The sequence below is a fragment of the Bacillus sp. FJAT-29790 genome (assembly GCF_019039215.1).
Lineage (GTDB): Bacteria > Bacillota > Bacilli > Bacillales > Cytobacillaceae > Cytobacillus.
Genome location: NZ_JAHNZZ010000001.1, coordinates 656,026 through 668,873 on the forward strand (window position 1 = coordinate 656,026; position 12,848 = coordinate 668,873).

General features: G+C 41.1%; 11 protein-coding genes and 2 other annotated features. Of the genes, 10 read left to right on the forward strand and 1 reads right to left on the reverse strand.

Going from position 1 to position 12,848, the window contains the following annotated elements:
• Positions 1–7: 7 nt before the first annotated feature.
• Together BGM26_RS03155 and BGM26_RS03160 are read left to right on the forward strand one after the other, a co-directional pair.
• Positions 8–1,873 (forward strand): PTS fructose transporter subunit IIABC, encoded by a 1,866-nt coding sequence (locus BGM26_RS03155; RefSeq protein WP_217038295.1) that lies wholly within the window; start codon positions 8–10, stop codon positions 1,871–1,873.
• A 175-nt stretch (positions 1,874–2,048) separates the two neighbouring features.
• Positions 2,049–2,867 (forward strand): DUF2935 domain-containing protein, encoded by an 819-nt coding sequence (locus BGM26_RS03160; RefSeq protein WP_217038296.1) that lies wholly within the window; start codon positions 2,049–2,051, stop codon positions 2,865–2,867.
• Positions 2,868–3,012: 145 nt separating this feature from the next.
• Here BGM26_RS03160 and bcbE read toward each other — a convergent pair whose 3' ends face one another.
• The gene (gene bcbE, locus BGM26_RS03165) at positions 3,013–4,278 is read right to left on the reverse strand and encodes a bacillibactin exporter BcbE (protein ID WP_217038297.1); all 1,266 of its coding nucleotides are present in this window, start codon (positions 4,276–4,278) and stop codon (positions 3,013–3,015) included.
• 183 nt (positions 4,279–4,461) lie between these two features.
• On the opposite strand from bcbE, the gene BGM26_RS03170 reads away from it, so the two are divergent.
• From BGM26_RS03170 to trpA, 8 genes are all read left to right on the forward strand, one after another.
• Positions 4,462–5,100 (forward strand): MOSC domain-containing protein, encoded by a 639-nt coding sequence (locus tag BGM26_RS03170; protein ID WP_217038298.1) that lies wholly within the window; start codon positions 4,462–4,464, stop codon positions 5,098–5,100.
• A gap of 358 nt (positions 5,101–5,458) precedes the next feature.
• Positions 5,459–5,709: a binding site (T-box leader), on the forward strand.
• Positions 5,710–5,767: 58 nt separating this feature from the next.
• Positions 5,768–6,059, forward strand: a binding site (T-box leader).
• Between the two features lie 239 nt (positions 6,060–6,298).
• Positions 6,299–7,705: an anthranilate synthase component I gene (gene trpE, locus BGM26_RS03175; protein WP_217038299.1), complete on the forward strand. Its 1,407-nt coding sequence runs from the start codon at positions 6,299–6,301 to the stop codon at positions 7,703–7,705.
• Positions 7,689–8,300 carry an anthranilate synthase component II gene (locus BGM26_RS03180; RefSeq protein ID WP_217038300.1) on the forward strand — a complete coding sequence of 204 codons (612 nt, stop codon included), beginning with the start codon at positions 7,689–7,691 and terminating at the stop codon, positions 8,298–8,300. The genes trpE and BGM26_RS03180 overlap by 17 nt, the downstream gene beginning before the upstream one ends.
• Positions 8,272–9,297, forward strand: coding sequence for an anthranilate phosphoribosyltransferase (gene trpD, locus BGM26_RS03185; protein ID WP_217038301.1), 1,026 nt, complete (start codon positions 8,272–8,274; stop codon positions 9,295–9,297). The genes BGM26_RS03180 and trpD overlap by 29 nt, the downstream gene beginning before the upstream one ends.
• Complete coding sequence (gene trpC / locus BGM26_RS03190; protein ID WP_217038302.1) at positions 9,298–10,092, forward strand: indole-3-glycerol phosphate synthase TrpC; 795 nt, start codon at positions 9,298–9,300, stop codon at positions 10,090–10,092.
• Positions 10,089–10,712, forward strand: a complete 624-nt coding sequence (locus BGM26_RS03195) for a phosphoribosylanthranilate isomerase (protein ID WP_217038303.1) — start codon at positions 10,089–10,091, stop codon at positions 10,710–10,712. The genes trpC and BGM26_RS03195 overlap by 4 nt, the downstream gene beginning before the upstream one ends.
• Positions 10,709–11,911: a tryptophan synthase subunit beta gene (gene trpB, locus BGM26_RS03200; RefSeq protein ID WP_217038304.1), complete on the forward strand. Its 1,203-nt coding sequence runs from the start codon at positions 10,709–10,711 to the stop codon at positions 11,909–11,911. The genes BGM26_RS03195 and trpB overlap by 4 nt, the downstream gene beginning before the upstream one ends.
• On the forward strand, positions 11,908–12,693 hold the full coding sequence (trpA, locus tag BGM26_RS03205; RefSeq protein WP_217038305.1) for a tryptophan synthase subunit alpha: 786 nt from the start codon (positions 11,908–11,910) through the stop codon (positions 12,691–12,693). The genes trpB and trpA overlap by 4 nt, the downstream gene beginning before the upstream one ends.
• Positions 12,694–12,848: the final 155 nt, after the last annotated feature.

The window sequence follows — 12,848 nt, forward strand, 5'->3', positions numbered from 1 at the left end:
AACAAAAATGAGAATAACAGAGTTGTTAACGAGAGATACAATACTTCTCTCTGTGACCGGAACTGGCAAGCTGGATGCCATTAACGGTCTTGTAGATACGCTTGATAAAGCGGGTAAATTAAATGATCGCAATGCGTTTAAAGAAGCGATTTTAACAAGAGAAGGACAAAGTACAACCGGAATCGGTGACGGCATCGCAATTCCTCATGCAAAAACGAAGGCAGTAAAAGAAGCGGCGATCGCTTTTGGAAAATCGGTTGCAGGTGTCGATTATGAATCACTTGACGGCCAGCCAGCTCATTTATTCTTCATGATTGCGGCTCCAGAAGGCGCAAACAATACGCATTTGGAAGCGTTGTCTCGTCTATCTTCAATTTTAATGAATGATGAAGCCCGAAAGAAATTAATGGATGCTGCAAGTGAAGAGGATATTCTTTCAATCATTGATAGTTATGATGAGGAAGAAGAAGAGGAAGATCAAAACATTGCGGGCAGTAAACGTTTTATCGTCGCGGTTACGGCATGCCCGACTGGAATTGCCCATACGTATATGGCCGCGGACTCGTTAAAAGCAAAAGCAGCTGAATTGGGTGTTGATATTAAAGTTGAGACAAACGGTTCTAGTGGCGCAAAAAATGTTTTGACGAAAGATGAAATAGCAAACGCCACAGCAGTTATTGTTGCGGCCGATACGAAAGTGGAAATGGAACGATTCAGCGGCAAACATGTGCTGCAAACAGCCGTTGCAGACGGGATCCGCAAACCAAAGGAACTGATTGAAAAGGCACTTGAACAGGATGCTCCTATTTATCGTGGCGGAAATGGAAACAGTGGTGCAACAGAAGGCCAGAAAGAGCAAAAAGCTGGCATCTATAAGCACTTAATGAATGGTGTTTCCAATATGCTTCCATTCGTTGTCGGGGGCGGAATTTTAATCGCGATCTCATTTATGTTCGGCTATAATGCATTTGACCCTAATGATCCATCCTATCATCCAATTGCAGATGCACTCATGACGATTGGCGGGGGAAATGCATTCGGATTAATCGTGCCAATTCTTGCTGCATTCATTGCAATGAGTATTGCTGACCGGCCTGGATTTGCTGCTGGAGCTGTTGGCGGTATGTTGGCTGCGAGCGGTGGCGCAGGTTTTCTTGGCGGAATTATCGCTGGTTTCCTTGCAGGATATTTAGTTGTTGGTTTGAAAAAAGCTTTTGCGGGATTGCCTGCTTCTCTTGAAGGGATAAAAACGATTTTACTTTACCCGTTACTTGGAATTGCGTTAACTGGATTTTTGATGCTTTATGTTGTCAATAAGCCAGTAGGGGCTCTTAACACAGCTATTACAGAGTGGCTTTCAGGTTTAGGAACTGGAAATGCTGTTTTACTAGGTGCCGTTTTAGGCTTAATGATGGCATTTGATATGGGTGGCCCGGTAAATAAATCAGCATATGTATTTGGAACTGGTTTACTAGCAAGTGGTGTATACGAACCGATGGCTGCGATCATGGCCGCTGGAATGGTACCGCCACTGGGAATTGCTTTAGCAACTACGATTTTTAAAAGCAAATTTACAAAGCAAGAAATTGATGCTGGAAAAACAAACTATATTATGGGCTTTTCGTTTATTACGGAGGGTGCCATTCCTTTTGCTGCCGCTGATCCGCTGCGCGTGATACCTTCGATTATGATTGGATCTGCTGTTTCGGGTGCGATTTCGATGATGGCGCATATCGGATTAAGGGCACCACATGGTGGAGTATTTGTCGTGCCTCTCGTTGAAGGTTCATGGCTTGTTTATTTATTCGCTATTATCATTGGTGCTGTTGTCTCTGCTCTTTTAATCGGATTCTTAAAAAAGCCAATTAAATAACACATTAAAAAGCCGGTAAGCAATTTACCGGCTTTTTAATGTTAAAAATATTTCATGTAGTTAGAGCAATAGCAGCAGATCGATTTTTTGCGAAAATTTAAGTTGTTTTTTAAACGAAAATCTACATGAAAAGGTTGGCATAAAAACCCGCTTTGTATTATATGCTCTTATGAGTATGTCTGAGAGGGGAGATTGTGTGGTTGCAGGTTTTGAAAAAGCTGCTAAATTTGAACATGGATTCTGGCTGCAAATATTAGGGGATCATGCCCGCTTTATCCATGATTCATTGGCACCGCAAGAAAAAGAATTCATTGAAACTGCGAATGGGTTTATCCGAACATTCGACCAACTGCTTGGCAGAGTTGGAGTGGGCGATTTAGTAGAACTGAGTGTGAAAGCTGAAGATGAGACATTAAAATTGAGAGAATTTAAACTGAAAATCTTAGAGCGTCACCTTGTTGGTAAAGTTAAAATTCATCTTGGGCCCGTATTTTTTAACCATATGGTGAACGAATTAGAGGAATACTTAATTGTATTAAAATATTTGAAAAAGGGAGAGGCTCCTCCAGTATTTCACGAGCTGCATCATCATTTAATTTGGTTATTAGATGCGGCTGGACATGCGGGGGCTATATCTAGCAATATGGCCTGGGTTGAAACAGGCATTAAAAAGTCAATCGACGAATATTTGAATCATTTTAAGGATTTTTATTTAAAAGCTGTTGAAATGACGGATTTTCTGCGTACAAATCTCACTTCATTCCCAGCACTTGATCTCTTTAATAAAGAGGTTTCTCTGGAAATGAAGCTGTTTATGAACTTTCTACATGAGATTGAGGAGCTAGGGCTTAGTAAAGAGGCTTTAGGTACATTTGCACCGCTCATGGCTGACCATATGTTCAGGGAAGAATGCTACTATTTGATGAAACTCGCTGAATCCACCCAAGGGGATAAACCGGATTGTAATCCCGCAAAGCCACGTCTAAAAGAGTAATTAACAGCCACCTTTTAGGGTGGCTGTTAATTGAAGTTGTAATCTTCTAAATAAGTCCAATTACGCTACAACAATACTTTAAATGGAAACAGAAAGCACAGTAGATATTAACAAAACCGAAGATAAATTCAAGATTTTCACACTGCTATTTCGCTTCTCCCTCATCCGGTTTAATCGCCATAAACGTAGCAATGACGGCTAGAATTGCCAGTCCGCTTAAAATGTAAAAGAGTGATTTCTCAGCATTCTTCATTAAAACCGCGATTACAGGCGGGCCGGCGGCTACCCCAATAAATCTCATAGAGCTATAAATGGATGTTATCGTTCCCCTTTCTTTTTTTTCAATTCCAACAGTAATTAAGGCATCCAAACATGGCAAGGCAATACCAATGCCAATTCCACTAAACACGAATAACATAATCATAAACCACATGCCATTTGAGAAACTAAGGACGGCAACAGAAATAGCCAGCAGGACAGATCCCCCAAAAATAATCCACTTCATTAAGTTTTTTTTCTCTTTAATCACTTTACCTGTCACATAGGAGGAAATACACAATGCACCTAATGGAACAGCGAGGAGGAATCCTTTTTTAATATTTTTTATATCATAAGTCTTTTCCAGAATCTCTGACAAATAAAACAGGACCCCGAAAAGTACAAACATTAAAATAACGCCAATGATAAAAATGGCGAATAACCATCTTCCATTATTTTTAAAGGTGTTTTTTATGTTTTGGATAAATTCCTTGAATGGTAACGGTTCTTCTTTTGCTTTAGGCGTCTTGACTAAAAATAAAACAAGCAATATCGAAATGGTGCAAAAAACAGGAAATGAAAAGAACGGTAAATACCAAATGAAGCCTGCTAAAAATGCCCCAAGAATTGGGCTTAATACTTTACCAAAAGTATTGGATGTTTCGATCATGCCGAGAGAACTGCTTACTTCTTCATCACTTTTGAACATGTCGCCAATCAATGGCATGACAATTGGGGCTGCACCTGCAGCACCAACTCCCTGAAGAGCCCGCCCAGCTAATATAAGCCAGTATGGATCATCCATTTTCCATGCTGCCCAGCCGGATATGAGGCCTCCAATCCCAGCAATGAATAGACTTGGAATGATCACTTTTTTCCTTCCAACATAGTCGGACAAACATCCGGCAACTGGTATTAACAGAATGGCAACGATGGAGTAGACCGTTAAGATCATACTCGCTTGAAACGCTGAAATATTTAGCTTTTTTTCCATGGCAGGCAAGACAGGGATCAGCATCGAATTTCCAAGTGTCATTACAAGTGGGATCGAAGCAAGCGAAAGGATGGCCCATTTCTGATTTTTTACATTGTCTCTGGACTGCATCCCTTGAACTTTCTTGCTTCCAGATTGTAATTTTTCAACATGCTCCATTGATTCTTTCCTTTCCTTAAACGTAATCAAACTTAATATTAATATGAGCTAATAAACGAAAAACTAGAATGGAAAACAGCTTACTTTTTATGGGAAGTTTTAGATAGGAAATTAATGTTTGGCTTTGGGATGATAAAAAGGATAAAATAGGAAAAAACAGATAGAGATATGGGGTGCGGAATAATGGAGAGGAAAATCATTGCATTAAATATTGGGAGAGCCGGGCTGCATCTATGGAAGGGGACAACGGAAAAATCTGCAATCGGGAAAAAGCGGGTAAATGAAGCCCATTTGACAAAGAATGGATTCCGAGGAGATTTTGTCGCCAATCGAGAAGTTCATGGTGGACCTGAGAGAGCCGTTTGTTTATATCCGTTCGAACATTATCAGCAATGGGAAAGGGAATTTAACAAGTCATTTCAGCTGCCTGCATTCGGTGAAAATGTTTGTGTGGAAAACATGTTAGAGCGTGACGTTTATATTGGAGATACATACTCCTTCGGCGAGGCAATCATCCAAGTTTCTCAAGGGCGAATTCCATGTGCAACCATTTCAAAGCATAATCGCGAAGATAAACTGCTTAAAAGGGTCGTTGAAACAGGCTATACAGGGTATTTTTTCCGTGTACTCCAAGAGGGGCTGGTTTGTGAGGATTCGTACTTAAAATTACTAGATAGAACCCAAGAAAAATTTTCAGTTCTCACAGGAAATCATATTATGTTTTATAACCGGCAAAACCGGAAAGTAATCGAGGAGTTCCTTGAGGTTGAGGAGCTTGCAGAGGTTTGGCGAGTGAAATTCATTAACACATTAAATGAATAAGCTGTTTTCGCAAATTTTGTTGTGTTTTTATAATAAGATTTATTATCTCGAAAAATAGGTAATCAGTCACAAAAAAAAGGTTCATGGTGACCGAAAGCTCGTCGAAAAGAGAAAACGGTCACACAAAGAGGGCATAAGTGCCCGAAATCTCGTCGGAAAGAGGAAAACGGTCACTCAAAGGGGGGATAAGTGTCCGAAATCTCCCTTGAAAGAGAAAAACGGTCACACAAAGGGGGGGATGGTGCCTGAAAACTATTTATATCATAAAGAAACAATCTTTTAGAAATGAGCCAATGAATAAAATAAAAAACCCCCTTGACATTTTCCATAATTGCGAATAATATAATAAGCAATATAACGTACGGCGTTGACGAAGAGTAGTAGCTTAAACGGAAACTTTAGAGAGCTGATGGGTGGTGCAAATCAGTGTGGACGTTTTAGTGAATGGACTTCCGAGCCTCCAAACCGAACCTTTTTCAGTAGTAGGCTTTGGCGAACGGTCTCATCGTTACAAGGGACAGATATTCAAACGATTTTCGTTTTAATATCTGTTAAGTGAGCTGAATAATCAGCTAATGAAGGTGGCACCACGGGTCTCTCGTCCTTTTTAGACGGGGGGCTCTTTTTGTTTTTTCAAAAAAGTTATCATCCGTAATAAAATAAATAAATCAAATCGTTGAGTAAGAGGAGTACATTGATTTCACTTCGTTTCAGAGAACCAGGCGTTGGTGTGAGCCGGTACGAAGAGTCAATGGAATGGACTTACGAGAGACTTCTTGAAGGACAGTAGGGAAGTACGGATTTCCACCGTTATAGGGATAGGGTATCGATTGAAGTGACATAATTACCATAGCCGTTTAGGCCAATGGGCATTCCATTTCATCCGTACCTGAAATAAGGGAGCAAAAGCCTTTGCTCTAAACTGAGGTGGCACCGCGGTCTGCAGATACGTCCTCTATACGCACAATTTTTGTGTGTATAGGGGACTTTTTTATTTTTATGCTGTGTGTTTTCCAATTTATTAGCAAATATTCCGGTTTTATTAGCAGGTTTTCGCAATCTATTAGCAAATATTCCGGTTCTATTTGCAAGTTTTCGCAATCAATTAGCAAATTCCCGGTTTCTATTCGCAAAGTACACAATTTGTTTGCAAATCCGCATGTCTATCAACAACAACATTAAGTAAGGGGGAAAAGATTTGGAAAAGTCAATTCAAGATCGATATATAGTTGAAGAGCTTGAGGGCGATACGTTAACACCGATCCTAATTTATCAGCGTATGAGCGGGAAGAAAAAATTCTTGTTTGAAAGCTCATTAAAGCATGAAAAGTCCGGCAGGTATTCGTTTATAGGGGCGGATCCGGTGATGGAATTAAAGGGGGATGGGAACAACAGCATTGTAATCACAAACGAGGGGCAAGAAATAATCCACGAAAAGCCGTTGGAAGTATTGAAAAAACTCATGCCTGAAGACAGAATGAATGGGTTTGAGACATTTCCGTTTTGCGGGGGTGCAGTCGGCTATGTCGGTTATGATGTCATCGGACAATATGAGGATATTGGCCGTATTCCAAAAGATGAGTTGAATGTACCTGATGTCCACTTCTTATTTTTTGAAGATATCGCAGTATTTGATCATCTTGAACAAAAGGTTCATCTCGTTGCAACACCAGTAAAATCAAATACCGATATCGATGCTTTGAAACAACGGATCGTAAAAAGAAATGCTGAAATCAAAAACGGAGCAACCGGTAAAAATTCCGAAGATTCAAGGTTATCAGCATTTAAAGCCTCTACCCCAAAAGAAGATTTTATCGAAAAAGTAAAAAAAGCCAAAGAGTATATTTTGGAGGGAGATATTTTTCAAGTCGTGCTATCCCAACGTCTGCAGGCAACGATGGATGGGGATCCATTTTCCTTTTACCGAAAGCTTAGGGTGCAAAATCCATCTCCGTATATGTATTATTTAGACTTTGAGGACTACGCTGTTGCTGGTACCTCACCAGAAAGCTTAATCAAAGCGACAGATGGAAAAGTAACAACAAACCCGATTGCGGGCACAAGGCCAAGAGGGAAAAGTGAATTGGAAGATGAGCAGCTCGAGAAAGATTTGCAAGAAGACGAAAAAGAGCTTGCTGAGCATCGCATGCTTTTGGATCTTGGCAGAAATGATCTAGGCCGTGTATGTGAGTTTGGGTCTGTTCAAATTGAAAAATACATGAAAATTGAGAAATATAAACATGTCATGCACTTAGTGTCAGAAGTCGGCGGGAAGCTGAAAGAGCCTAATTCAGCGATTGATGCTTTGATTTCCTGCTTGCCGGCCGGAACCGTTTCGGGAGCACCGAAAATTAGAGCGATGGAAATAATAAATGAGCTTGAGGATGTAAAGAGAGGGATTTATTCAGGTGCTGTCGGCTATTTTTCCGCAAATGGAAATATGGATTTTGCCCTTACGATCAGAACGATGATTATTAAAGACCAAAAGGCTTATATTCAGGCGGGAGCCGGAATTGTGCATGATTCAATTCCTGAAAAAGAGTACGAAGAAACAATCCACAAACTAAAAGCTTTTTTGGGAGGGCAAGATGATCTTACTTATTGATAATTATGATTCGTTTACGTATAACTTATATCAGTATTTTGGGGAATTGGGAAAGGAAATTGTGGTTGCAAGAAATGATCAGATTACGATTGAAGAGATTGAGAAGCTTAAGCCGGAAGCGATCGTATTGTCACCGGGACCTGGACGGCCGGAGCAGGCTGGCCTTTGTATAGATGTCATCAATAGCTTTTATGACCGGGTTCCAATCCTGGGGATCTGTCTTGGACATCAAGCGATTGGCTATGCGTTTGGCGCTATTATCAAGAAAGCCAAAAATATCATGCACGGAAAGGTTTCAAAGCTAAAACATAATGGTTCTCATTTATTTCAATACATGCCACAGCCGATAGACGTCATGCGCTATCATTCACTCATCATTCAGTCAGGGACTTTGCCGGAAACCTTTCAAGTGCTAGCAAGATCGATGGACGATGATGAAATTATGGCAATCAAACATGAACACTATCCGCTTTTCGGGCTTCAATTTCATCCAGAATCAGTCGGAACAGCACAAGGTAAGCCCATTTTAGAGAATTTTTTACATGAAATTGAGAGGGGTAAGAACAATGAAAGTCATTCTGCAACGATTGTCTGAACGTGAATCCTTAACAGAGCTTGAAATAAAGGAAGCAGTGGACCATATTTTTTCCAATGATGTTACAGATAGTGAGATCGCGGCTTTCCTAATTGGTTTAAAAACAAAAGGAGAGACGGTTGAGGAAATTGCGGGCTTGGTTAAAGCATTACGGGAAAAATCTCTTTCGTTTAGTAAGAAAATTCCTAATGTTATGGATAATTGTGGAACGGGAGGTGATGGTTCCAAAAGCTTTAATATTAGCACCACCTCCGCGTTTGTCATTGCTGGAGCAGGAATTCCGGTTGCTAAGCATGGGAATAGAAGCATTTCGAGCAAGACTGGAAGTGCCGACGTATTGGAGCATATTGGCATTAACTTGAACCTATCGCCTGAGGCGACGGAAGAAATTTTAGAAGAGGTTGGCATTGCCTTCTTGTTTGCACCACATGTTCATCCGCAAATTAAAAGGATTATGAAGGTGCGCAAGGATTTAAGGATCCCAACAACTTTTAACCTGATTGGGCCGCTAACGAATCCGGTCGAACTAGAGACACAATTGCTCGGCATCTATCGCCGGGATTTAACGGTTATGTTTGCTGAAGTGTTAAAAGCACTTGGCAGGAAACGAGCAGTTGTATTGAACGGGGCAGGTTATATGGATGAGGCCTCACTTCAAGGGGAAAACCATCTCGTTATTCTTGAGGATGGAAGGATTATGGAGAAAATTCTTCATCCAGATGATGTCGGATTATCCGTTTATAATAATGATGCGATCAGAGGCGGAGATTCAAGGGAAAACTCGGAGATTCTAATGAAGGTTCTAAATGGAGAAAAAGGTGCTTTTAGAGACACTGTCGTTCTGAATGCAGGGATTGGCATTTTTACAGGCGGCAAAGCGGGAACCATTCAACAAGGGATAAAAATCGCACGGGACACCATCGATTCGGGTGCAGCTTTAAATAAACTTGAACAGCTAATAAAAGCAAGCCAATCTTTACAGAAAGAGGTAATTTAAATGACAACGATCTTAGATACAATTTTGGAAGAAAAGAAAAGAGAGGTTCACAGGTTAAAAGATGAGAGCGGTATGGTTACGAGCAGTTTAAACCTTCCGAAGCGTTCATTTCTTTCGAAGCTTGAAAAGGCCCAACAACTTTCGATTATCGCTGAATTCAAGCGTGCCTCTCCTTCTAAAGGGGAGATCAATATGGCATTAAATCCAGAGGAGCAGGCAAAATCCTACACTGATTTTGGGGCCGATGCGATTTCAGTTCTGACTGACACATCTTTTTTCAAAGGAAGCTTCTCTGATTTAACTGCTGTTAGTGAGGCTGTGGATGTACCTGTTCTATGCAAGGATTTTATCATCGACGAAACGCAAATCATCCAGGCGAAAAAAGCTGGGGCAAATTTAATTTTATTAATTGCCGCAGCTATGGATGCCTCCAGATTGAAAGAACTTTATGAATTTGCGCTTGCGCAAGATCTTGAAGTACTGATGGAAGTCCACAACGAAGAAGAAGTGGAAAAAGCACTTAAGACGGGAACGCGGCTAATCGGCGTTAATAATCGGAATTTAAAAACATTTGATGTTGATTTGGCGGTTACTGAGAGACTTGCTACCTCTATAAAAAAGGCTGGGGCTTTCCTCATTAGTGAGAGTGGGATTAAAACCGAAGAGGATGTTAAAAGAGTCATTGCTGCAGGAGCAAACGGAATTCTCGTAGGAGAAGCCTTTATGTTAGCTGCTAATCTTGAAAAATTATTAAAAGGGATGAAATTGCCATTAAACGAGGTGGTTCAGCAGTGAAAGTCAAAATTTGCGGAATCACGGATATTGAGATGGCGTTATTTGCAATCGAAAATGGAGCAGACGCTATCGGCTTCGTATTTGCGGAAAGTAAAAGAAGTATCACACCAGAAAGTGCTGGAGAAATCATCAGCCAATTGCCAGATGGAATTTTAAAAGTGGGTGTGTTCGTAAATGAAACGAAAGAAATGATCGAGGAAATCGTAAACCTTGCAGGAATCAATACCATTCAACTTCATGGAGATGAATCTCCGGAATTTTGCAGTGGGTTTAGCCTTCCTGTCGTTAAAGCTTTAAGCATTAGCTCTACTGAAGACCTTTCAAAAATAAATGACTATTCCTGTGAATACCTATTACTCGACAGCCCAAAAGGGAAATACCGGGGAGGAAATGGGATTGCATTTGATTGGAGCATGCTCGCAGATGTTGAATTAAATGAGAAAAAAATCATCCTCGCGGGAGGATTGACGATAGAGAATGTGGCTGAAGGTATCGAAAAGGCAGCGCCATATATGGTAGATGTTAGCAGCGGGGTTGAAACCGATGGGAAAAAGGATGCGGCAAAAATAAAAAGATTTATAGAAAAAGCGAAAAGTACGATGAAGGAGGAAGTAAAATGACGACTTACACATTACCAGATGAACGGGGCCATTTTGGTATATACGGAGGAAGATATGTACCAGAGACATTGATGCAATCTGTCCTTGAGCTAGAAGTAGAATACAAAAAGGCGATAGCAGACGACTCTTTTCAAAAGGAACTGCAAGGTTTATTAAAAGACTATGTAGGCCGGGAAACACCCTTGTATTTTGCCGAAAACCTGACGAGACATGCAGGGGGAGCTAAAATCTATTTAAAACGGGAAGATTTAAACCATACAGGCGCACATAAAATCAATAACTCGCTCGGCCAGGCCCTTTTAGCTGTAAGGATGGGGAAAAAGAAAATTGTCGCCGAGACAGGTGCCGGTCAGCACGGAGTGGCAACAGCAACAGCATGTGCGCTTCTCAATTTGGATTGTGTCATTTATATGGGAGAGGAGGACATTCAAAGACAGCAGCTAAATGTTTTCCGCATGGAGCTCTTAGGTGCAAAAGTTGTCAGTGTGACATCAGGCAGCGCTACGTTAAAAGATGCGGTCAATGAAGCGCTTCGTTATTGGGTAACAAATGTGGAGGATACGCATTATATTTTAGGTTCTGTCATGGGGCCACATCCGTTCCCAATGATTGTTCGTGATTTCCAAAGTGTAATTGGAAATGAAACAAAAAAGCAATACATTGAAAAAGAAGGAAAGCTGCCCGAAGCTGTTGTAGCCTGTATCGGGGGCGGCAGCAATGCAATGGGGATGTTTTATCCTTTTATAAAAGATGAGAATGTACGCATGTATGGGGTGGAAGCAGCTGGATTAGGGATTGATACAGATAAGCATGCTGCGTCTTTGACAAAAGGGGTGCCGGGTGTGCTCCATGGGGCACTCATGTACTTGCTTCAGGATGAGAACGGACAAATTCAGGAAGCCCATTCGATCTCGGCTGGATTGGATTACCCAGGCGTAGGTCCAGAGCATAGCTATTTAAAAGATACGGGCCGTGTGCAATATAGTTCTGTTACAGATGAAGAGGCAATGGAGGGATTGCAGCTCTTGTGTAAAATGGAAGGAATTATTCCGGCGCTCGAAAGTTCTCATGCCGTAGCCTACGCTTTAAAACTGGCACCAACAATGAAAGAGGATGAAGGGCTTGTCATTTGTTTATCAGGCAGAGGCGACAAAGATGTGGAAACAGTCAAAGCAAGATTGGGAGGGGAAAGAAAATGAACCGTATTGAAAGGGTATTTCAGACTCTAAAGGAAAACAATGAAAAGGCATTCGTTCCATATATTATGGCGGGAGATGGCGGATTGGATGCATTGCCAGAGCGAATTACATTTTTGGAAAAAGCAGGGGCGACAGCGATTGAACTCGGTATTCCTTTTTCCGATCCGGTTGCCGACGGTCCTGTTATCCAAGAGGCTGGAAACCGTGCGCTCAAAGATGGTACTTCGCTTAGAGGCGTGATTCAAACGATTGCAAATATCCGGCCAATTGTTCATATTCCGATCATTATCATGACCTATATGAACCCGATTATGGCTTACGGAATACAGAACTTCATCTTAGATGCACAGCAAGCCGGCATTGATGGGCTGATTTTGCCAGATTTGCCGATCGAAGAGGAAGAGATAATTGCTCCATTTGCTGAAAAAGCCGGAATTGAAATTATTCGGCTCGTTACATTAACGAGCCCACTTGAACGAATTCAAGAGATTTCTAGCAGAGGAAAGGGATTTCTATATGCTGTAACTGTAAACGGAATAACCGGGGCAAGAAAAGGATTCAACGATCAGCTTGGTGAGCATCTTGAAAAGGTGAAAAGTGTTAGCAGGCTCCCTGTCTTGGCGGGCTTTGGTATTTCTGAACCTGCCCATGTTCAAGAAATGATCCAACATTGTGATGGCGTTATTGTTGGAAGTAAGATCATTGAACTGTTGAAACAAAAGGATTTTTCCGGAATAGAAGGTTTAATAAATGCATCCAAAACAGTAGCAGTCAAATCCTAAATAAATAGCTTCCTTCCATCTTTGGAGGAAGCTATTTATTTTTGAGGATAATAGTGGTCTGAACTCCGTTTGAAACTATTCCGCTAAACCATTTAGGCTATTTGGTAAAAAATTGTTACCGGATTTATTTTACCGGGTAATTGCGATCGAAGTCC

Excerpts from the sequence above, each read along its gene's own strand:
- BGM26_RS03160 (WP_217038296.1), top strand. The coding sequence starts at position 2,049 with ATGTCTGAGAGGGGAGATTGTGTGGTTGCAGGTTTTGAAAAAGCTGCT.
- trpA (WP_217038305.1), top strand. The coding sequence starts at position 11,908 with ATGAACCGTATTGAAAGGGTATTTCAGACTCTAAAGGAAAACAATGAA.
- trpB (WP_217038304.1), top strand. The coding sequence starts at position 10,709 with ATGACGACTTACACATTACCAGATGAACGGGGCCATTTTGGTATATAC.
- bcbE (WP_217038297.1), bottom strand. The coding sequence starts at position 4,278 with ATGGAGCATGTTGAAAAATTACAATCTGGAAGCAAGAAAGTTCAAGGG.
- BGM26_RS03170 (WP_217038298.1), top strand. The coding sequence starts at position 4,462 with ATGGAGAGGAAAATCATTGCATTAAATATTGGGAGAGCCGGGCTGCAT.
- BGM26_RS03155 (WP_217038295.1), top strand. The coding sequence starts at position 8 with ATGAGAATAACAGAGTTGTTAACGAGAGATACAATACTTCTCTCTGTG.
- trpD (WP_217038301.1), top strand. The coding sequence starts at position 8,272 with ATGAAAGTCATTCTGCAACGATTGTCTGAACGTGAATCCTTAACAGAG.
- BGM26_RS03180 (WP_217038300.1), top strand. The coding sequence starts at position 7,689 with ATGATCTTACTTATTGATAATTATGATTCGTTTACGTATAACTTATAT.
- trpC (WP_217038302.1), top strand. The coding sequence starts at position 9,298 with ATGACAACGATCTTAGATACAATTTTGGAAGAAAAGAAAAGAGAGGTT.